This window comes from Streptomyces sp. NPDC057099 (assembly GCF_042671245.1).
Lineage (GTDB): Bacteria > Actinomycetota > Actinomycetes > Streptomycetales > Streptomycetaceae > Streptomyces > Streptomyces purpurascens.
On the sequence record NZ_JBHUTX010000002.1, the window covers coordinates 501,637 to 521,308 of the forward strand.

Genomic DNA, 19,672 nt, shown 5'->3' on the forward strand with positions numbered 1-19,672 from the left:
GTCAACGGTTCGGTCTCGGTTCGTAGGAGAGCTGCTTGATGCGGTGCAGGGTCGCGGCGAGGATGTTTAGGGCGACCGGGCCCGTGGCCGTCGCGACGGGCGGCGGGCGCAGTGCCGCCTCCTCGTCGGGGGAGAGGGCGTCGGCCTTGTTGAGCCAGCCGAGGGCGCCGCCGTAGAAGGCGTGCGGGACGCAGTGGGCGTTGACCGAGGTGACCCGCGGGGTGCGCTGGAGCCGGTCGAAGGGGAGCTCGTCGCGGGCCTCCCGGCTGCGCGGCTTCATCGTGCACATCACCTCCGTGCCGCCGGAGTTCAGGCTGACGTACGAGGTGTCAGGGCGACGGGCGAGCGCGCCCGCGAGCTGCTCGGCCACGTCCCGGGTGCAGCGCAGCCGCGATCCAGCTGCTGCGGCCGAGACGGTTCTCGTCGGTCACGCCGAGCACCCTCGGCCGCGCGCGGGTGCGCAGCCCCCGGTAACGCCGCGCGACGGTCTGGTCCGAGACGCCGAGCAGCTTCAGGTCCAGCGGATCGAGGGCGGCGCCGGGTTCCATCGAGGTCTCCACCTCGGGCGTGATCGCGTACGGACTGCAAGGAGACCATGCCGCCGGAGCGCCACCACGTTCCGCTCGGCGGGTGACGGCCCCGCCCGGACGGCCGCTTCCCGCAATCCACGGACCCCGGGACCCGCGATCGTGAAGGCATGACGAACACACCCGACACCCCATCCGACACCCCATCCGACACCCCGGCCGTCACCCGGCTCTACGCCCGGCTCGTGGTCTCCGACGGCCCCCGGGCGATCGACTTCTACCGGACCGCGCTCGCCGCCGAGGAGATCGAGCGGTACACCGACCCCGAGGGCAGGATCGTGCACGCCATGCTGCGTCTCGGCGGCACCGTGATCGCGGTCAAGGACGCCGACGACGGCGACCCGGCGCCGCCCTCCCTCGGTGGCTCCCCGGTGATCATGGCACTCGACGTGTCCGACGCCGACGCCGTCGCCGAGGCCATGCTGCGGGGCGGGGCGACGGTGGTGTACCCCGTCGCCGACCAGCACTACGGGCAGCGCGGCGGCCGTCTCGCCGACCCGTTCGGCCATCTCTGGATGATCTCCCAGCCGATCGAGGAGCTGACGCCGGAGGAGATCCAGGCGCGGACGACCGACCTGTTCACCTGACGACCCTCAGCGGGCCTGCCCGACCGGTTCCTCCACCGTCGCGTCCGAGGTCGGCCGGCCGCCCGGGTGCCGCAGGGCGCACAGGTATCCGATGCCCAGGGCGATGGCCATGCCGTAGAACACCCACTGGTTGGCCTCGGCGAAGTCCATGCGGATGGCGCTCATCGCGTCCCGGGTGGCCTCGGCGGCGGGACCGGTGCCGGTGGGCGGCTGGGAGTCGCCGCTGCCCGTGATCGACTCGGTGATGTCACGGGCCACGGTGTTCGCGTCGTCCGTGGACATGCCCCGGGACTGCAGGGTCTGCACCACCTTGTCGGTCGTCACGTGCGTCAGGATCGTGCCGTAGACGGCCAGTCCCACGCTCGCCGCGTAGTTGCGCACCGTCTGGGTGATGCCGGTGACCTCGCCGTACGAGGCGCCGATGGACCGGTTGACGGCGTCCGTGGAGGCCGGCGCGAGGATGAAGCCGATACCGGCTCCGGCGAGGGCCGCGTACGGCCACTGGTCGTGCATGGACAGGTCGGTGAGCTTGTTCGCCCACAGGGCGAACCCGACACAGCCCACCACCGTGCCCAGCTTCAGCGCCGGGCGTGCGCCCCGCTTGTCGAGGATCCGGCCGCCCCACTGCGAGGCGATCGCGAAGCCGATGAAGAAGTACAGCAGGAACAGGGCCGCCTGGTTCGGCGAGGCGCTCAGGGACACCTGGGCGTACACCGAGGTGAAGAAGAACAGCGGGACGAAGGCGAGCATCGAGAAGAACAGCACCGCCGCGTCCACGGCGAACGCCCTGTCCTTGAAGACCCGCAGGTCGATCAGCGGATGCTCCACGTCGCGCTCGAACCGGACGAAGCCGTAGAGCACCGCGAGGCCGCCCGCGATGCAGAGCCAGGTCGCCCAGGAGTCCCAGCCCCAGGACCAGGCCTGCTGGAAGCCGAGGACGCTCAGCCCCATGCCGACCGCGATCAGGGCGGCCCCACGGACGTCCAGCGTGCCGGACCGCCGCCGGTCGGCGATGTGCGCCAGCGCGGTGAGGACCAGCGCCACGATCGCCACGGGCACGTTGACCCAGAAGACGGCGCGCCAGGTCCAGTTGGTGAGCCAGCCGCCCAGCAGCGGGCCGAGCGCGGTCAGCGCGCCGGAGACACCGAAGAACAGGGCGAGGGCGCGACCGCGTCTCTCGACCGGGAACACCGCCACCACCACGGCCAGAGCCGCGGGGAAGAGCAGTGCCGCCCCGAACCCCTGGGTGGCGCGGAACACGATCATCCAGGTCTGCGCCGCGCTGCCCTCGGGGACACAGCCGCACAGCACCGACGACACGACGAACACCACCGTGCCGATCACGACGATCCGGCGTGGCCCGTAGAGGTCCGCGAGGCGCCCGCCGAGGGCGAAGAACGCCGCGAGGGCCAGCAGATAGGCGTTCACCACCCACTGCATGCCGGAGGACGACAGGTTCAGCTCGCGGACGATGTCCGGAGCCGCGATCGACACGATGGTCTGGTCGATGAAGGTCATGGCGACGGCGAACATCATCGCCGCCAGCGCCACAGTCTGCTGCTGCGGCGCTGATCGGGAGGGGGGCGAGGCCTCGCCGCGCCCCGGGCGCGTGCTGCTCACGCCCTCAGTCTGCGCCGGGCCGTGTCATGGCGCATCACAAGGCAACTCCGGCCCCGCGCGCCACTTCATTACCCCCAAACGCGTCCGGCGGCAACCCCTGGGCGGTGTGAGGACGACCTCCTCGGCCATGTGACCACGGTCCGCCACAGTTGCCGCGTCGAAGGTGCAGGATGCGGGCACCAAGGAGGACAGGCAGCCGAACGACGAGAAAACGACGAGAGAGGCAGACGATGGCCCCAGCGGAACCGGAACCCCAGCGGATCGGCGTACCCGCCGAGTCCACTGCGGGCGAGACCAGGGTGGCGGCGACGCCGGCCACCGTGGGGAGACTTGTCGCGCTCGGATACGACGTGGTGGTCGAACCGGGAGCGGGAGCCTCGTCCCGCTTCTTCGACACGGCCTACGAGGAGGCGGGAGCCCGCCTCGGGGACCCGTGGTCGGCGGAGATCGTACTGAAGGTCAACGGCCCCTCGAGCGAGGAGATCGGCCGGCTGCGCGACGGGGCGACCCTGATCGCGCTCATCAGCCCCGCGTTCAACCCCGAACTGGTCGAGGAACTGACGCGGCGGCCGATCACCGTGCTCGCCATGGACGCCGTGCCGCGCATTTCGCGCGCCCAGTCCCTGGACGTGCTCAGCTCGATGGCGAACATCGCCGGATACCGGGCGGTGGTCGAGGCCGCGCACGCCTTCGGACGGTTCTTCACCGGCCAGGTGACCGCCGCGGGCAAGGTGCCGCCCGCCAAGGTGCTGGTGGCCGGCGCCGGTGTGGCCGGACTCGCGGCCGTCGGCGCGGCCCGCAGCCTCGGCGCCGTGGTCCGGGCCACCGACCCGCGGCCCGAAGTCGCCGAGCAGGTCCGCTCGCTGGGCGGCGAGTTCCTGACGGTGAGCGCCGAGCAGGAGGTGAGCACCGACGGCTACGCCAAGGCCACCTCCGACGACTACAACCAGCTCGCCGCGCGGCTGTACGCCGAGCAGGCCGCCGACGTCGACATCATCATCACCACCGCGCTCATCCCGGGCCGCCCCGCGCCCCGGCTGGTCACCGCCGAGGACGTCGCGCGCATGAAGCCCGGCAGCGTCATCGTCGACATGGCCGCGGCCCAGGGCGGCAACGTCGAGGGCACGGTCGCCGGGAAGGCCGTCGTCACCGACAACGACGTGACGATCATCGGCTACACCGACCTGCCCGGCAGGCTCCCCGCGCAGGCGTCGCAGCTGTACGGCACCAACATCGTCAACCTGATGAAGCTGCTCACCCCGGGCAAGGACGGCCGGCTCGTCCTCGACTTCGACGACGTGGTGCAGCGGGCGATGACCGTGGTCCGCGAGGGTGAGAAGACCTGGCCCCCGCCCCCGGTCCAGGTGTCCGCCGCGCCCGCCCCGGCACAGGCCCCGGAACCCGTGGCCGTGCCCTCGGAGGCCCCGGCGAAGCCCGCCCGGCCCGCGTGGGCGCCGTACGCCCTCGTCGGTGCCGGAGCGCTCGCCCTCTTCCTGGTGACGGCCTTCTCGCCGAGTGAACTCATCGGCCACTTCACGGTGTTCGTCCTGGCGATCGTCATCGGTTTCTACGTCATCGGCCATGTGCACCACGCGCTGCACACCCCGCTGATGTCGGTCACCAACGCCATCTCCGGGATCGTGGTGGTCGGCGCGCTGCTGCAGATCGGGCAGGGGCACACGGCTGTCACCGTGCTGTCGTTCGCCGCGATCCTGCTGGCGAGCATCAACATCTTCGGCGGATTCGCCGTCACCCGCCGCATGCTCGGCATGTTCTCGAAGGGCTGATCACGGATGACCACAGTCACGGCCGCAGAGGCCGCCTACGTCGTCGCCGCGCTGCTGTTCATCCTCAGCCTGGCCGGCCTCTCGCAGCACCGGACCTCCCGCTCGGGAGTCGTCTGGGGCATCGCGGGCATGGTCATCGCCCTGGCCGCCACCGTCGGTCTCGCCTCCCGGAGCATCACCGCCACCGGTCTCGTGCTGATCGCCGTCGCCACGGCCGTCGGCGCGGGCATCGGACTGTGGCGGGCCCGGGTCGTCGAGATGACCGGCATGCCGGAGCTGATCGCCATCATGCACAGCCTGGTCGGCCTCGCCGCCACGTTCGTCGGCTGGAACGGCTACCTCGACGTCGATCCCGGGCTCAGCGGTTCGCTGCTGGGCATCCATCACGCCGAGGTGTTCATCGGGGTGTTCATCGGCGCCGTCACCTTCACCGGCTCGGTCGTCGCGTATCTGAAGCTGTCCGCGCGGATCAAGTCGAACCCGCTGACGCTGCCCGGCAAGCACATCCTCAACGTGGGTGCCCTGGTCGCCTTCGTCGCGCTCACCGTCGCGTTCGTGGCCCAGCCGAACATCGGCCTGCTCATCGCCGTCACCGTGGTCGCGCTCGCCCTCGGCGCGCACCTGGTCGCCTCCATCGGCGGCGGGGACATGCCGGTGGTCGTCTCCATGCTGAACAGCTACTCCGGCTGGGCGGCGGCGGCCTCGGGCTTCCTGCTCGCCAACAACCTGCTGATCGTCACCGGCGCGCTGGTCGGCTCCTCCGGTGCCTACCTGTCGTACATCATGTGCAAGGCGATGAACCGCTCCTTCATCTCGGTGATCGCGGGCGGCTTCGGAGCCCCGGCGGCCGCCGCCGACGAGGGCGAGCAGGGCGAACACCGGGAGATCAACGCCGAGGAGACCGCGGAACTCCTGCGCGACGCCTCCTCGGTGATCATCACCCCGGGTTACGGCATGGCGGTCGCCCAGGCCCAGTACCCGGTCGCCGAGCTGGCGCGCAAGCTGCGCGAGCGGGGCGTCGAGGTGCGCTTCGGCATCCACCCCGTCGCCGGCCGGCTGCCCGGGCACATGAACGTGCTGCTCGCCGAGGCGAACGTGCCCTACGACGTCGTCCTCGAAATGGACGAGATCAACGACGACTTCGCCGCCACCTCGGTCGTCCTGGTCATCGGCGCCAACGACACCGTCAACCCGGCCGCCACCGACAACCCGTCGAGCCCCATCGCCGGCATGCCGGTGCTGCACGTGTGGGAGGCGGCCAACGTGGTCGTCTTCAAGCGGTCGATGGCCGCCGGATACGCCGGAGTGCAGAACCCGCTGTTCTTCCGGGAGAACACCCAGATGCTCTTCGGCGACGCCAAGCAGCGGGTGGAGGACATCCTGCGCGGCCTGGACGCCCTCGACGCGCCGGTCCCGGAGATGGCCGGCACCACGCGGTGAACAACGGTGCCCCGCCGGCGAGGTCCGGCGGGGCACAGCTGTCTACCGGCGGCCCTTTACGGTCGCCGAGCCTGCCCTGCCTCCGCCGACAGGCGGCCCGCCGCCTCGTACACGAACCGTGCGTGCAGTTCGAGCATCGCCACCAGGTCCACGGCCTCGCCGTGGACCTGGTGGTGCACGAACAGGCCGTCGGCACCGGCGACGGTGTAGGTGGTGAGGGTGCGGACGGATTCCTCCTCCAGGTCCGGGAAGAGGGCCCCGAGCGTCTCGGCGATCCGCCGGGCGGCGATCTCGCGGACCTGGAGGAAGACCGTGCGGCCCCGGGGTTCCACGGGCCGTCGCTCCAGCGCGAGCATCAGTCCCAGGCGCGGGAAGTCGGGTGCGTCGACCAGGGACCTGGCGATGTTCGCCGCCATGGTGGTGAGGCGTTCCAGGGGTGTGCCGGTCTCCTCACCGGGCAGTTCGACGGCCCGCAGCCAGGTCTCGAAGCTGCGCTCGATGACGGCGGCGATGAGGTCGTCCTTGTCCTTGAAGTGCCAGTAGATCGAGCTGGCGGGCAGTCCGCACTTGGCGCTGACGGCGGCGATGGAGGTGCCCTCGTAGCCTCGCTCGCCGGCGATCTCCACCGTCGCGTCGAGGATCCGCTGACGCGACTCCACCCCGTTCGCACGCTTCCTGCGTGCCGTCTGCGGCCTGGTCATGTGTCTGCCTCTCCCGCTGGTGCGGGGCCTCCGAGATCCTCGAAGGCCCCTTTCACAGCTCCACCCTAAAGACGTTCAACTTCTTCAGGAGGTGCTGGTGCGGCGCTTCACCAGCCACCACGCGCCGCCTCCGACGCCGAGCAGGGCCACCAGCGCGCCGCCCGCGACCAGGCCCGGCGACGGACCGTCGCCCTCGGCCGCGGTGGTGTCGCCGGCGGGCGAGACCTCGGAGGGAGCCGGAGCCGAGGCCTCGGGAGAGGCGGGGCTGGAGCTGGGGCGGGGGCTGGAGGCGGTGGGCTTCGCGCCCGGCGCCGCCGCCTTCAGCTTCAGAACGGGCGCGGGCTGGGCCGGTTCCGTGTCGCCCTTCGGCAGTTCGATCCAGCGGGAGACCTCGCCGTCGCTGTAGGTCTCGACCGTCTTGAAGGCCAGTTCCGCGGCATCGGGGAGCCGCCGTACCTTGATCTTGTGCTCGGCGTCCACGCCCGTATCGAGGGCCGGGCCGCCGATGGTGTATCCGTCGCCGCCGGGCTTCAGCTTCCAGCCCTCGGGCGCCTCGGCGAGTGTCACGTCGGCGGGTGCGATGCCTTTGGGCAGGACGACCCGGAGCCGGGTGAAGCCCGCCGCGTCGGACTCTGCCTCGGAGACGAACGTCAGGGTGACGTTCTCGGCCAGGGCCTGCGGCTTGTCGGCCTCGACCTCGGCATGGGCCGAGGCCGTTCCGGCCGCGGTGAGGGCGAGGGTGATGACGGCCGCGCCGACGACGGCGACGCGCCGTACGGCACAGGCGTAGTGGTACGTGGACATGCGGGAACTCCTTGCTGGTGCGGCCGGGCACGGCGAAGCCGCGGCCCGGATGAGGGGACGACCGGGACGTGAAGACGTCCCGGCGGACCCCTGCGCACCAGCGCGTGGTCCAGCGTTCGTGTCCGTGGGGCGGACGGCGGGTCGAAGCGGCCGAGCAGCGGCACGACGGGCGGCGCGCCACCGGCGCCGCCGCCGGGCAGCAGGGCCTGCCGTACGCGGGCCATGACGGCGGCGGCGACGCGCCGCACGGTGCGGACGGCGGCGAACGCGGCCGTCAGCGCGGCGTCGGCCCGGTGCAGCAGCCAGCCCGCCGCCAGCGCGGCGACGACATGGGCGGCCGTCATACCGGCCGAGACCTGGTGCCAGGTGTGCCCGTCGCCGCCACCCGTCCCCTGATGCCCGGCATGACCCGCCCCGGTGGCGTGGGCGCCGCCCGCGAGGGTCAGTCCGGCGTGCAGGACCCCCTGCGCCGCGAGGGTGGCCGCGGCCACGGTGGGCAGGGAGAGTCGACGGCGGGCGACGGGCCGGACGGCCGCGAACTGCACCAGGCCGAACCCGGCGACGAGCCGCCAGGGCACCGTGCCCTCGGCGACGGTGTGATGCCCGAGAGCCGCGAGCACGCTGCCGACGAGGGCGAACATGCCCGCCCGCACACTCGCACCGACGCTCACCCCGTCGTATACGTCGGGTACGGAAGGGCTGTTCAGACGGGTAGCGGGAGGTCAGTACTCCCTGATGAAGCAGTCGGAGACGTAGCCCTCGACCCCGGTCCGGTTGTTGTGGACGTACGTCCAGTGGTCCTTCACCGAGCCGTCCGGGCAGGGCACGCTCTCCGCGTTGCTCTGCCCGCCCATCCACGTGTAGCCGTCGCCGGGATTGCCGTGCCCTCGCACGGAGGACGTGGTGCTGTAGCCGGTGTGAATCTTCACGCCTCTGGCCGTGAAGTCCCCCTGGGGCGGCGCCGCGGCGGTCGCCGTCGCGGAGAACAGAGTGCCCAGCAGCGTGAGCAGGGCCGTGGTCGTCACGGTGGCGTGCTTGATGCTCATGAGACAGCTCCTGACGTTGAGTAATCAGTCAGCTACAGACTGGCATGAGGGTGTGCGGGCGGAGGCCGCTGCCGAGGGGGCGTGGGAGCACCGGCGGGGCGTGTGGAAGTCATGCCGCGGGCCGGTCGTGGCCTCTCGCCTCGTCAGTCCGCCGTCTGCGCCGGGTTCGCCGTCACCCTGCGCAGCAGGGGCCTGCTGCCCCCGATCGCGGCGAGCATGGCCAGCGCTCCGGCGGTCACGCAGACGGCGAGCTGGAGCGCGCCGGAGCTGTCGACGGTGGCGTCGGCCGCCTGGTTGAGCTGGTAGCCGCCGAACACGCCCATCGCGGTGGTGCCTCCGGCCAGGACCACCAGGGGCAGGACCGTCTCACGGACCCGGGCCCGGTCCAGCACCCTCAGCGGGGTGCCGGACAGCCGCAGCAGACCGTAGACGCGGCGCCGGTCCAGGACGCCCGCGGCGGCGGTCAGGCCGGCGGAGGCCGTCGCCACGAGGAAGCTCAGGAGCAGGGTGGCGGTGCTGACCGTGGCGACGCGGTCGGTGATGGTCTCGTCCGGTGCGGACACATAGTCCTGCGAGACCGGGAAGCGCCCCTGCCCGACGGGTGCCAGGGCGGTGACGGCCGCGTCGCTCCGCTCGGACCCGCCCGGGACCCGGGCGACCACACCGGTGTTGCCGAGCAGCACGGTGTCGAAGCCGCCGTCGTCCACCGTACGGACGGTCGCCTCGACGCCCGCCCGCCTGATGATCCCGGCCAGGGTGTGCAGGAGGGTGGACTTGCCCGAGCCGGACGGGCCCATGATGGCCAGCGAGTCGCGCTCGGCGACCTCGACGTCCACGCCGGCCAGCGCGGTGGTGGAACCGTACTTCTTGGTGAGGCCGTGACCGGCCAGGACGACGCTCATGACGCGGTGTGCTCCCGGGTGGGTGTCAGCGAAACGGTTCAGCGCTCGAACTTCCAGGTGACCCGCGGTGTCGCGGGGTCTCCCTCCACCTTGATCACGCGTACGGGGATCGAGATCCGCCCGCCATCGGCCCGGGCCGTGCAGGTTTCCGTCGCACCGGCGACCGCCTTCAGATGGGCCGGGCAGGACACGTCGTGGATGTCCTTCCCGACCCACGGCAGCGGGTGGTACCAGCCGTCGATACGGGCCTCGAGGATGGTCCGCTCCACGGCCAGGTGGCCGTCCACCTTCACGTAGAACGTGCGGGGGATGGTGTCGATCGTGGTGTGCTGAACGTCCTTCGAGGCCAGCTGCCAGGTGACGAGACCGCCCACGGCGGCCACGGCGGTCACACCGCCGACGGCACCGACGAGGAATCCGCGCTGCATCTCGTGCTCCTGGTTCGGGGTCAGGGTCCGGTAGAGGAAGTTGCTCCACTCTCGTCCGGAAGCGCGGGCACGCGCCTCGGCCGTTCGGCCGGACCCCGGGAGCATGGCAGCACGGGCCCTCGGCCGTTCGGCCGATGCGAAAGGGCCGGCCCGACACCGAACGGTGTCGAGCCGGCCCTTGCGTGCTGCCGGTCTGGTCAGTCCGTGCCGGAGTCCATGGCCGCGCGGTCCAGCCACGCGTCCTCCTCGGAGACCTCGCCGCGGGAGGCGATGGCCTCGGCGCCGCCCTCGGGCAGCTCCGGCATGGTGCCGATGAGCCCGGTCGCGGCCGCCTGCGAGGCGCCGATGGTGGGGCTGCCGGTGCCGATCAGGCCGATGCCCGCGTACTGCTCCAGCTTGGCGCGCGAGTCGGCGATGTCGAGGTTGCGCATGGTGAGCTGGCCGATCCGGTCCACCGGGCCGAAGGCCGAGTCCTCGGTGCGCTCCATCGACAGCTTGTCCGGGTGGTAGCTGAACGCCGGGCCGGTCGTGTCGAGGATCGAGTAGTCCTCACCGCGCCGCAGCCGCAGCGTCACCTCGCCGGTGACGGCCGCGCCCACCCAGCGCTGCAGCGACTCGCGGATCATCAGCGCCTGCGGGTCCAGCCAGCGGCCCTCGTACATCAGCCGGCCGAGCCGCCGTCCCTCGGCGTGGTACTGCGCGAGGGTGTCCTCGTTGTGGATCGCGTTGACCAGCCGCTCGTAGGCGGTGTACAGCAGGGCCATGCCGGGCGCCTCGTAGATGCCGCGGCTCTTGGCCTCGATGATCCGGTTCTCGATCTGGTCCGACATGCCCAGGCCGTGCCGGCCGCCGATGGCGTTGGCCTCCATGACCAGGTCGACGGGGGAGGCGAACTCCTTGCCGTTGATCGTCACGGGGCGGCCCTCGGCGAAGCCGATCGTCACGTCCTCGGTGGTGATCTCGACCTCGGGGTCCCAGAACCGGACGCCCATGATCGGCTCGACGGTCTCCACGCCGGTGTCCAGGTGCTCCAGGGTCTTGGCCTCGTGGGTGGCGCCCCAGATGTTGGCGTCGGTGGAGTACGCCTTCTCCGTGCTGTCCCGGTAGGGCAGCCCGTGGGCGAGCAGCCACTCGGACATCTCCTTGCGGCCGCCGAGCTCGGTCACGAACGCGGCGTCCAGCCAGGGCTTGTAGATCCTGAGGTGCGGGTTGGCGAGCAGGCCGTAGCGGTAGAACCGCTCGATGTCGTTGCCCTTGAAGGTCGAGCCGTCGCCCCAGATCTGGACGTTGTCCTCGAGCATCGCCCGGACCAGGAGCGTGCCCGTGACGGCACGGCCCAGGGGCGTGGTGTTGAAGTACGCCCGCCCGCCCGAGCGGATGTGGAACGCGCCGCAGGTCAGCGCGGCCAGGCCCTCCTCGACCAGCGCCGCACGGCAGTCGACCAGGCGCGCGATCTCGGCACCGTAGGTCTTGGCACGGCCGGGCACCGACGCGATGTCGGGCTCGTCGTACTGGCCGATGTCGGCCGTGTAGGTGCACGGGACGGCACCCTTGTCGCGCATCCACGCGACCGCGACGGACGTGTCGAGACCGCCCGAGAAGGCGATGCCGACGCGCTCGCCGGCGGGCAGGGAGGTGAGGACCTTGGACATGGGAAGAGTATGTATCATCACGCATAATCATGCAAGTAGCGTGTATGGATTCCGGCCGGGGGGTCCGGGGCACGCCCGGGGCCGGCCGGAGAACAGCTCGCGATCAGGTCAGCGGGTGTCCTGCTCGGAGCCCCCGAGCGCCCCGAGAATCCGCTCGGCCGCCAGGGTCGGCGTCAGCTCGCCGTCCCTGACCCGCTGCTCGAGCACCGGCGCCAGCGCCCGCACCGCCGGGTCGGCCTTCAGACGGCCGAGGAGTTCGTCGCGGACCATGGTCCAGGTCCAGTCGACCTGCTGGTCACGGCGCTTGGCGGCGAGGCGGCCGGTGGAGTCCAGCAGGGTGCGGTGCTGTTCGAGGCGCTCCCACACGGTGTCCAGACCGGCCGACTCGCGGGCGCTGCAGCTGAGCACGGGCGGGGTCCAGGCCGCGTCCTTGCCGTGCATCAGGCGCAGCGCGCCCGCCAGCTCGCGCGCGGCGGCGCGGGCGTCGCGCTCGTGCGGGCCGTCCGCCTTGTTGACGGCGATCACATCGGCCAGCTCCAGGACGCCCTTCTTGATGCCCTGGAGCTGATCGCCGGTGCGGGCGAGGGTGAGGAGCAGGAAGGAGTCGACCATGTTCGCCACCGCGGTCTCGGACTGGCCGACGCCGACCGTCTCCACCAGGATCACGTCGTAGCCGGCCGCCTCCATCACCACGATCGACTCACGGGTCGCCTTGGCCACTCCGCCCAGCGTGCCCGCCGTGGGGGAGGGGCGCACGAACGCCGCCGGATCCACCGCCAGGCGCTCCATGCGGGTCTTGTCGCCGAGGATCGAGCCGCCGGTACGGCTGGAGGAGGGGTCGACCGCGAGCACCGCCACCCGGTGCCCGAGCGAGGTCAGCTGTGTGCCGAACGCGTCGATGAACGTCGACTTGCCCACGCCCGGCACCCCGCTGACCCCGATCCGCCGGGCCTGCCCGCTGTGCGGCAGCAGCTCCGTCAGCAACTCCTGGGCCAGCGCCCGGTGCTGGGGCCGGGTCGACTCGACGAGCGTGATGGCGCGGGCGATGATCGCCCGCTTCCCGTCGAGTACGCCCTTCACATAGGCGTCGACATCGATCACAGGTCGTGCCCGAGGGTCGTCGCCAGCCCCTTCACCAGGTCGTACGCCGCGTCCGGGATCACCGTCCCCGGCGGGAAGACGGCCGCCGCGCCCATCTCCAGCAGCGTGGGCACGTCCTGCGGCGGGATCACTCCGCCGACCACGATCATGATGTCCTCGCGCCCCTCCTCGGCGAGTTGCTCGCGCAGCGCCGGGACGAGGGTGAGGTGACCGGCCGCCAGCGACGAGACCCCGACGATGTGCACATCGGCCTCGACGGCCTGCCGGGCCACCTCGGCGGGGGTCTGGAACAGCGGGCCGACGTCCACGTCGAAGCCCAGGTCGGCGAAGGCGGTCGCGATCACCTTCTGGCCGCGGTCGTGGCCGTCCTGGCCCATCTTGGCGACCAGGATGCGCGGACGGCGGCCCTCGGCCTCCTCGAAGTCGGACACGAGGGTGCGGGTGCGGTCCACGGACGGCGACTCCCCGGCTTCGTTGCGGTACACGCCGGTGATGGTACGGATCTGGCTCGCGTGCCGCCCGTACACCTTTTCCAGGGCGTCGGAGATCTCCCCGACGGTGGCCTTGGCGCGGGCCGCGTTCACCGCCAGCTCCAGCAGATTGCCCTCGCCCCCGGCGGCCCGGGTCAGCGCGTCCAGCGCGTCCCGGCAGGCGCTCTCGTCCCGCTCCTCGCGCAGCCGCCGCAGCTTCTCGATCTGCTGGGCGCGCACGGAGGAGTTGTCGACCTTGAGCACGTCGATCTGCTCGTCGCTGTCGACCCGGTACTTGTTGACGCCGATGACCGGCTGGCGACCGGAGTCGATCCGGGCCTGGGTGCGGGCCGCGGCCTCCTCGATGCGCAGCTTGGGAATGCCCGCGTCGATGGCCTGGGCCATGCCGCCCGCGGCCTCGACCTCCTGGATGTGCTGCCAGGCGCGCCGCGCGAGGTCGTACGTCAGCTTCTCCACGTACGCGCTGCCGCCCCACGGGTCGATCACGCGGGTCGTGCCGGACTCCTGCTGGAGCAGCAGCTGCGTGTTGCGGGCGATGCGCGCCGAGAAGTCGGTGGGCAGCGCGAGGGCCTCGTCGAGGGCGTTGGTGTGCAGCGACTGCGTGTGCCCCTGGGTCGCCGCCATGGCCTCGACGCAGGTCCGCGTCACGTTGTTGAACACGTCCTGCGCGGTCAGCGACCAGCCCGACGTCTGCGAATGGGTGCGCAGGGAGAGGGACTTGGCGTTCTGCGGGTCGAACTGCCTCACCAGCTTCGCCCACAGCAGGCGCGCCGCCCGCAGCTTGGCGACCTCCATGAAGAAGTTCATGCCGATCGCCCAGAAGAACGACAGCCGGGGCGCGAACGCGTCCACGTCCAGGCCGGCTTCACGGCCCGCGCGGATGTACTCCACGCCGTCCGCGAGCGTGTACGCCAGCTCCAGGTCGGCCGTCGCACCGGCCTCCTGGATGTGATAGCCGGAGATGGAGATGGAGTTGTAGCGCGGCATCCGCTGCGAGGTGTACGCGAAGATGTCGGAGATGATCCGCATCGACGGCGACGGCGGATAGATGTAGGTGTTGCGGACCATGAACTCCTTGAGGATGTCGTTCTGGATGGTCCCGGCCAGCTTCTCGGGCGGAACGCCCTGTTCCTCCGCCGCCACGATGTACAGCGCCAGCACCGGCAGCACGGCGCCGTTCATCGTCATCGACACGGTCATCTTGTCCAGCGGGATGCCGTCGAACAGCTGGCGCATGTCGTAGATCGAGTCGATCGCCACACCCGCCATGCCGACGTCGCCGGTCACCCGCGGGTGGTCGCTGTCGTAACCCCGGTGCGTGGGCAGGTCGAAGGCGATCGACAGGCCCTTCTGCCCGGCCGCGAGGTTGCGCCGGTAGAAGGCGTTCGACTCCTGGGCCGTGGAGAAACCGGCGTACTGACGGATCGTCCAGGGCTGGTTGACGTACATCGTCGGGTACGGGCCGCGCAGATACGGCGCCTGGCCCGGGCGCGTGTCCAGGAAGTCCAGGCCCTCCAGGTCACGGCCGGTGTACAGCGGCTTGACGGCGATGCCCTCCGGGGTCTCCCAGAGCAGGTCGTCACCGCCGGACGCGTTCTTGACCGCCGTACGCCACTCGTCGGGCCCGCCGTCGGCGGCCGGGGAGCCCAGCTCGATCCCGGAGAAGTCGGGGATTCCCATCAGGACACTCCCATGCGGTCGAGGGTGGCGGACAGCACGGCGACGGCGTCACAGCCCGCGAAGACGTACGAGTCGACACCGGGGTGGTTCCCCGGCCGCCCGGCGAGGAACACCTGCGCGGCACCTGCGGCCTTGAGCTGCCCGGCCACCGTCTCCGCCTGCTCCTCGTACAGGGCGTCACTGGAGCAGAGCACGGCCTCGCTCGCGCCGCTCTCCTCGAAGGTGCCCTCCGTGACGGGCTCGATGCCGCCCGCCTGGAAGAGGTTCGAGGCGAAGGTCAGGCGTGCGGTGTGGGCCGCGGCCGGGCCGAGCGCGGCCAGGAAGATCCGGGGCCGGGAGCCGGTCGCCGCGAGGTGGGCGTCGGAGCGGGCCCGCAGCGCCTCGTACGCCTCGTCGCGGCGCACCCGCGGCAGCCCGCCGGAGCGCGGCTCGGGAGCCGGCTCGCGGACGACCGGCTTCTCGGCGATGTGGGGGAACTCGCTGACGCCGGTGATGGGTTCGCGCCGCTTGGCGAGCTTCCCGCTGCGGGCCGCCCAGGTGTCGGCGAGGTCCCGGCCGAGGTCGCCCGAGCGCAGGGCGGCCGCCTGGCCGCCGAGCCGTTCGATCCGCCGGAAGAACTCCCAGCCCGCGTGGGCGAGTTCGTCGGTGAGCCGTTCCACGTACCAGGAGCCGCCCGCCGGGTCGATCACCCGGGACAGGTGCGACTCCTCGATGAGGATCGTGGAGGTGTTGCGGGCGATACGGCGGGCGAACGCGTCCGGCAGGCCGAGCGCGTGGTCGAAGGGCAGCACGGTGACCGAGTCGGCCCCGCCCGCCCCCGCGGCCAGCGTCGCGATGGTCGTGCGCAGCATGTTCACCCACGGGTCGCGGCGCGTCATCATCACCGGTGAGGTCACGACGTGCTGGAGCTGCGCCCCCGCGCGCGGGGCCCCGCAGGCCTCGGCGACCCTCGCCCAGAGCCGGCGCGCGGCCCGCAGCTTGGCGATCGTCAGGAACTGGTCGGCGGTCGCCGCGTACCGGAACTCCAGTTGCGCCGAGGCCTGTTCGACGCTCAGCCCCGCCTCGGTCAGCTCCCGCAGATACGCCACCGCCGTGGCCAGCGAGCAGCCCAGCTCCTGGGCGGCCGAACCGCCGGCCTCGTGGTACGGCAGCGCGTCCACGGTCAGGGCCCGCAGCCCCGGGTACTCCTCGGCGCACCGTCGCGCGAGATCCGCCACCGGGGCGAGGGCGTAGCCCTGTCCGGTACGGGCCTCGTGGCCGAGCGGGTCCGCGCCCAGGTTGCCGCGCGCCGCGTCCCGGGCGACGCCCCGCTCCTCGTACAGCCGCAGCAGCTCTTGCGCGGCGGGCTCGGTCTCGTGCCCCGCGTCGAGGACGACGGGTGCCAGGTCGAGATAGACGCCGTCGAGGACCGTGCCGAGGGACGGCACCGGAATGGCGTCCTCGCCCACGGTCAGCCAGAGGGAGGAGACACCGTTCTCCAGGTCCGCGAGCACCGCGGTGCCGTCGGCCGCAGTGTGCCGCTGCCGTACGTCCCAGCCGCCGACCGTGTTCCCCTCGGCGCGGCCGCCGCGCACAAAGGGCGCGAACCCGGGGAAACCAGGCTCGGGGGCGTCGTCGCGCGCGGTGTAGAGGGGCCGGGTGCGCAACCCGTCCTCCAGGGCGGTGGACAGGGCTTCCTCGGCCTCGGCTCCCTCGACGTCCTTGCCCGACTTGCGCAGCACACCCGCCACAAGGCGCTGCCACTGCTCATGGGGCACATCAGGGAACTCGCCGGCCAGCTCAAGCCCGTCGTCAGGCAGGACCGTCATGCTCGGATGTTAGGCCACGTTAACGAAAGAGCAGGAGTGGGCGCGGCTGTGACCTTGCCCTCCCCCTGACTGTGGCCTCGGTCTCCATGATCCGCGCGGCGTTCACGCCGGGGTCGTGATCTCGTCCCCGGACGCTCGCAGCGCCTGGTACACGGACCACACCACGGCCACCAGCGGTACGGCCACCACGGCACCGATCACCCCCGCCGCGACCGCTCCGCCGACGACCGCCAGGGCCACCACCACCGGGTGCAGCCGGACGGCCCAGCTCATCACGATGGGGTGCAGGAGATGGCCCTCGATCTGTCCGATGATCACGATCAGGGCCACCACCACCAGGGCGATGAGCGGGCCCTTCGACGCCAGCGCGACGACGGCCGCGACCGCCAGGGCGATCGGCGAGCCGATCAGCGGGATGAAGGCGGCCAGGAACTCCAGCAGCGCCAGCGGCATGGCGAGCGGCACCCCGAGAGCGAACAGGGCGATGCCGACGAGGACCGCGTTGGTCGCCGCCACCAGCAGGATGCCGTGCGTGTAGCCGGTGAAGGTCCGCCAGGCGGCCCGGCCCGCGACCGTGACACGCTGCCGTGCCCCGTCGGGGAGCTGGTCGCACATCCACCGCCACTGGCGCTCGCCGGAGTGCGTGAAGAAGACCGCGCAGAACAGGGCCAGCGCCAGTACGGTCAGCACCTCCAGCAGCCGGCTCGCGCCGCTGAGCGCCGTACTGATGAGGGTGGAGCGATGGCTCGACAGGAGCTTGCCGATCCGTGACTGGAGATCGGCGAAGGCGTCCGCCGGCAGCCGGAACGGCGGCTCCTCCAGCTGACGCTCGATCCGGTCGATCCCCGCCACGAACTCCCGCTCCAGTCCGCTGCGCTGGTCCGCCACGGTCTCACCGACCAGGGCCAGCGCCCCGAGCACGAGCACGATGCCGCCGACGATCGCGACGGCCACCGCGAGCGGTCTGGGCATCAACCGGGCCAGCAGACCGGCCGCGGGACGGAGCACGGCGGCGATGACCAGACCGAGGAAGACGGCGACGGCGATCCGGTGAAACTGCCCGAGCACGGAGAAGGCGAAGCGGACGACGATCCCGACGGCGATGATCCGCCAGGCATAAGCCCCCGCGATCCGCAGCCACCCCGGCACACGCGGCTCCCCACCCCCCGGACGTCCGAGCGGCGAGGCGGGCGGTTCGACAGACGCGGCCATCTCATGCCCTTACCACCCACCGCCCGCCGAACAGCGGAGCCGGCCCTGAATTCGCCCGAAGGCCGGTATGGGTTGAGCCTGGGCAACAGCCGAAGCCCGGGCGGCAGTCGAAACCGTCGCCGTATCGTCAGCCGTTCGTTGCCGCTGTCACCGTCGCCGGATCCACCCCGGTCAGTTCGACGATGCGGTGCGGTGCCACGCCGGCGGCGAGGGCGCGGGCGATGAGGCCGTCGCGGCCGTCCGCGGAGTCGCGGAAGGCGAGGAGTTCCTCTTCCACCCGGGCGAGTGACTGGGGTGCGTTCAGATGGCGGACCCGGCTCAGTTCCTCGTCGCCCAGCGGGACGGGCAGCCGTTCCGCGCCCTCGGGGATGGCCGCCGTCTCCTCCGGCGGCAGCAGGCGCAGCTGCGGGGACGCCGGCGTGCTTCCCTGCGCGCTCAGCCAGGCGCGTACCGCGGGCGTCTCCATGCACGCGAGATCGCCGACGGCGGCCGGGGCCACGCCGAGCGACGCGGACGGGTCGTCAAGCAGGAACAAGTAGGCGTCGTCGGTCATCCTCGGCTCCTTCTCGACGGGGGCTGATCGACTCCCCTTACCCCGCCGCGCCCGGATTACAGCCGGCATCGCCATCGCGGCCAGAACCTGTCCGCAAGCCCCGCTACCGTGCCCTCATGGCGAACACCCAGCGGAGCGTCCTCGGTACCCGTGCCCTCAACCGCGCCACCCTCGACCGGCAACTGCTGCTGCGCCCCGCCCGGATGACGGCCGTCGCGGCCGTCGAGCATCTGGTCGGTCTCCAGGCGCAGAACGTCAAGCCTCCGTACTACGCGCTCGCCGCACGCCTCGACGGTTTCGACCCCGAGGCGCTGTCGACGCCGATGGCCGGCCGCGAGGTCGTCCGTATCGTCACGATGCGCTCCACCATCCACACCCACACCGCGGACGACTGCCTCACCCTGAGACCGCTGGTGCAGCCCGCCCGGGACCGGGAGCTGGTCCAGTTCCGCAAGGGACTCGCCGGTGTCGACCTGGACCGGCTCGCGGCTCTCGCCCGGGACCTCGTCGAGGCCGAGCCCCGCACGATGAAGCAGTTGCGCGAGGCCCTGCTCCGGGAGTGGCCCGACGCCGATCCACAGGCCCTGGCGGTCGCCGCCCGGTGCCGTCTGCCGCTGGTGCAGGTGACCCCGCGCGGCCTGTGGGGCCGTAGCGGGCAGGTCAGTCTCACCACCGCCGAGCACTGGCTCGGCCGCCCGTCGGAACCCGCCCCCACCCCTGACGCGGTCGTCCTTCGCTACCTCGCCGCCTTCGGCCCGGCCTCGGTGAAGGACATGCAGACCTGGGCCGGACTGACCCGCCTGCGCGACGCCTTCGAACGGCTCCGGCCGCGACTCGTCACCTTCCAGGACGAGGGCGGCGTCGAGCTCTTCGACCTCCCGGACGCCTCTCGCCCCGACCCGGACACCCCGGCCCCGCCGCGTTTCCTGCCCGAGTTCGACAACCTGCTGCTCTCCCACGCCGACCGCACCCGCGTCGTCCCGCCGGAGCACCGGGGCCGCTCCTGGCAGGGCAACATCGCCTACCCCACGCTCCTCGTCGACGGCTTCCTCGCGGGCCTGTGGCGACTGGAGGACGACGCCCTCGTGATCGAGCCCTTCGACCGGCTCACCAGCACCAGGCGGGACGAGGTCACCGCCGAGGGCGAGCGGATGCTGCGCGTGATGCACCCGGGGACGTCGTACGACATCCGCTTCGGCACCGTACGGAAGTAGCGCACATGGAGAGGGGGGGGGGGGGGGGGCGCGGGGGGGGGGGCCCCCCCCCCCCCCCG

Annotated in this window: 19 protein-coding genes; 4 read left to right on the forward strand and 15 right to left on the reverse strand. The window is 71.8% G+C overall.

The features are described from left to right. Position 1: 1 nt before the first annotated feature. The gene (locus tag ACFT4A_RS04625) at positions 2-370 is read right to left on the reverse strand and encodes a hypothetical protein (protein WP_382825914.1); all 369 of its coding nucleotides are present in this window, start codon (positions 368-370) and stop codon (positions 2-4) included. Further along, positions 330-560 (reverse strand): hypothetical protein, encoded by a 231-nt coding sequence (locus ACFT4A_RS04630; RefSeq protein ID WP_382825915.1) that lies wholly within the window; start codon positions 558-560, stop codon positions 330-332. The genes ACFT4A_RS04625 and ACFT4A_RS04630 overlap by 41 nt, the downstream gene beginning before the upstream one ends. Positions 561-697: 137 nt before the next feature. On the opposite strand from ACFT4A_RS04630, the gene ACFT4A_RS04635 reads away from it, so the two are divergent. Then, positions 698-1,174 (forward strand): VOC family protein, encoded by a 477-nt coding sequence (locus ACFT4A_RS04635; RefSeq protein ID WP_382825917.1) that lies wholly within the window; start codon positions 698-700, stop codon positions 1,172-1,174. A 6-nt stretch (positions 1,175-1,180) separates the two neighbouring features. Here the strand turns inward: ACFT4A_RS04635 and ACFT4A_RS04640 are convergent, their stop codons facing one another. Continuing rightward, positions 1,181-2,710 carry an MFS transporter gene (locus ACFT4A_RS04640; RefSeq protein ID WP_382825963.1) on the reverse strand — a complete coding sequence of 510 codons (1,530 nt, stop codon included), beginning with the start codon at positions 2,708-2,710 and terminating at the stop codon, positions 1,181-1,183. Between the two features lie 314 nt (positions 2,711-3,024). Between ACFT4A_RS04640 and ACFT4A_RS04645 the strand changes: the two genes are divergently transcribed. Together ACFT4A_RS04645 and pntB are read left to right on the forward strand one after the other, a co-directional pair. Beyond that, positions 3,025-4,581, forward strand: coding sequence for a Re/Si-specific NAD(P)(+) transhydrogenase subunit alpha (locus ACFT4A_RS04645; RefSeq protein WP_382825919.1), 1,557 nt, complete (start codon positions 3,025-3,027; stop codon positions 4,579-4,581). A gap of 6 nt (positions 4,582-4,587) precedes the next feature. Continuing rightward, complete coding sequence (pntB, locus tag ACFT4A_RS04650; RefSeq protein WP_382825921.1) at positions 4,588-6,021, forward strand: Re/Si-specific NAD(P)(+) transhydrogenase subunit beta; 1,434 nt, start codon at positions 4,588-4,590, stop codon at positions 6,019-6,021. Between the two features lie 56 nt (positions 6,022-6,077). Here pntB and ACFT4A_RS04655 read toward each other — a convergent pair whose 3' ends face one another. From ACFT4A_RS04655 to ACFT4A_RS04710, 12 genes are all read right to left on the reverse strand, one after another. Further along, the gene (locus tag ACFT4A_RS04655) at positions 6,078-6,722 is read right to left on the reverse strand and encodes a TetR/AcrR family transcriptional regulator (RefSeq protein WP_382825923.1); all 645 of its coding nucleotides are present in this window, start codon (positions 6,720-6,722) and stop codon (positions 6,078-6,080) included. Between the two features lie 84 nt (positions 6,723-6,806). Next, entirely contained in the window at positions 6,807-7,466 is a 660-nt protein-coding gene (locus ACFT4A_RS04660; protein ID WP_382825965.1) for a DUF1775 domain-containing protein, read from the reverse strand. Beyond that, the gene (locus ACFT4A_RS04665) at positions 7,373-8,197 is read right to left on the reverse strand and encodes a hypothetical protein (protein WP_382825925.1); all 825 of its coding nucleotides are present in this window, start codon (positions 8,195-8,197) and stop codon (positions 7,373-7,375) included. The genes ACFT4A_RS04660 and ACFT4A_RS04665 overlap by 94 nt, the downstream gene beginning before the upstream one ends. A gap of 51 nt (positions 8,198-8,248) precedes the next feature. Then, entirely contained in the window at positions 8,249-8,572 is a 324-nt protein-coding gene (locus ACFT4A_RS04670) for a hypothetical protein (RefSeq protein ID WP_382825926.1), read from the reverse strand. A 143-nt stretch (positions 8,573-8,715) separates the two neighbouring features. Further along, a complete protein-coding gene (locus ACFT4A_RS04675; protein ID WP_382825928.1) occupies positions 8,716-9,474 on the reverse strand; it encodes an ATP-binding cassette domain-containing protein in 759 nt (252 codons plus the stop codon). A 38-nt stretch (positions 9,475-9,512) separates the two neighbouring features. Then, a complete protein-coding gene (locus tag ACFT4A_RS04680; protein ID WP_382825929.1) occupies positions 9,513-9,902 on the reverse strand; it encodes a DUF4333 domain-containing protein in 390 nt (129 codons plus the stop codon). Between the two features lie 197 nt (positions 9,903-10,099). Beyond that, positions 10,100-11,554: an argininosuccinate synthase gene (argG, locus tag ACFT4A_RS04685; protein WP_382825931.1), complete on the reverse strand. Its 1,455-nt coding sequence runs from the start codon at positions 11,552-11,554 to the stop codon at positions 10,100-10,102. A 108-nt stretch (positions 11,555-11,662) separates the two neighbouring features. Beyond that, on the reverse strand, positions 11,663-12,655 hold the full coding sequence (meaB, locus tag ACFT4A_RS04690; protein ID WP_382825932.1) for a methylmalonyl Co-A mutase-associated GTPase MeaB: 993 nt from the start codon (positions 12,653-12,655) through the stop codon (positions 11,663-11,665). After that, positions 12,652-14,826 carry a methylmalonyl-CoA mutase gene (gene scpA, locus ACFT4A_RS04695; RefSeq protein WP_382825934.1) on the reverse strand — a complete coding sequence of 725 codons (2,175 nt, stop codon included), beginning with the start codon at positions 14,824-14,826 and terminating at the stop codon, positions 12,652-12,654. The genes meaB and scpA overlap by 4 nt, the downstream gene beginning before the upstream one ends. After that, positions 14,826-16,634: a methylmalonyl-CoA mutase family protein gene (locus tag ACFT4A_RS04700; RefSeq protein WP_382825935.1), complete on the reverse strand. Its 1,809-nt coding sequence runs from the start codon at positions 16,632-16,634 to the stop codon at positions 14,826-14,828. Before ACFT4A_RS04700 ends, scpA begins: the two co-directional genes overlap by 1 nt. A gap of 102 nt (positions 16,635-16,736) precedes the next feature. After that, the gene (locus tag ACFT4A_RS04705) at positions 16,737-17,846 is read right to left on the reverse strand and encodes an AI-2E family transporter (protein WP_382825936.1); all 1,110 of its coding nucleotides are present in this window, start codon (positions 17,844-17,846) and stop codon (positions 16,737-16,739) included. Positions 17,847-17,973: 127 nt separating this feature from the next. Continuing rightward, positions 17,974-18,399 (reverse strand): DUF6003 family protein, encoded by a 426-nt coding sequence (locus ACFT4A_RS04710; RefSeq protein ID WP_382825937.1) that lies wholly within the window; start codon positions 18,397-18,399, stop codon positions 17,974-17,976. Between the two features lie 116 nt (positions 18,400-18,515). Here ACFT4A_RS04710 and ACFT4A_RS04715 point away from each other — a divergent pair, with 116 nt between their 5' ends. After that, a complete protein-coding gene (locus ACFT4A_RS04715) occupies positions 18,516-19,613 on the forward strand; it encodes a winged helix DNA-binding domain-containing protein (RefSeq protein ID WP_382825939.1) in 1,098 nt (365 codons plus the stop codon). Positions 19,614-19,672: the final 59 nt, after the last annotated feature.

Coding starts and splice junctions, on each gene's coding strand:
- ACFT4A_RS04635 (WP_382825917.1), top strand. CDS start 698: ATGACGAACACACCCGACACCCCATCCGACACCCCATCCGACACCCCG.
- ACFT4A_RS04640 (WP_382825963.1), bottom strand. CDS start 2,710: ATGATGTTCGCCGTCGCCATGACCTTCATCGACCAGACCATCGTGTCG.
- ACFT4A_RS04645 (WP_382825919.1), top strand. CDS start 3,025: ATGGCCCCAGCGGAACCGGAACCCCAGCGGATCGGCGTACCCGCCGAG.
- pntB (WP_382825921.1), top strand. CDS start 4,588: ATGACCACAGTCACGGCCGCAGAGGCCGCCTACGTCGTCGCCGCGCTG.
- ACFT4A_RS04655 (WP_382825923.1), bottom strand. CDS start 6,722: ATGACCAGGCCGCAGACGGCACGCAGGAAGCGTGCGAACGGGGTGGAG.
- ACFT4A_RS04670 (WP_382825926.1), bottom strand. CDS start 8,572: ATGAGCATCAAGCACGCCACCGTGACGACCACGGCCCTGCTCACGCTG.
- ACFT4A_RS04675 (WP_382825928.1), bottom strand. CDS start 9,474: ATGAGCGTCGTCCTGGCCGGTCACGGCCTCACCAAGAAGTACGGTTCC.
- ACFT4A_RS04680 (WP_382825929.1), bottom strand. CDS start 9,902: ATGCAGCGCGGATTCCTCGTCGGTGCCGTCGGCGGTGTGACCGCCGTG.
- argG (WP_382825931.1), bottom strand. CDS start 11,554: ATGTCCAAGGTCCTCACCTCCCTGCCCGCCGGCGAGCGCGTCGGCATC.
- scpA (WP_382825934.1), bottom strand. CDS start 14,826: ATGGGAATCCCCGACTTCTCCGGGATCGAGCTGGGCTCCCCGGCCGCC.
- ACFT4A_RS04700 (WP_382825935.1), bottom strand. CDS start 16,634: ATGACGGTCCTGCCTGACGACGGGCTTGAGCTGGCCGGCGAGTTCCCT.
- ACFT4A_RS04705 (WP_382825936.1), bottom strand. CDS start 17,846: ATGGCCGCGTCTGTCGAACCGCCCGCCTCGCCGCTCGGACGTCCGGGG.
- ACFT4A_RS04710 (WP_382825937.1), bottom strand. CDS start 18,399: ATGACCGACGACGCCTACTTGTTCCTGCTTGACGACCCGTCCGCGTCG.
- ACFT4A_RS04715 (WP_382825939.1), top strand. CDS start 18,516: ATGGCGAACACCCAGCGGAGCGTCCTCGGTACCCGTGCCCTCAACCGC.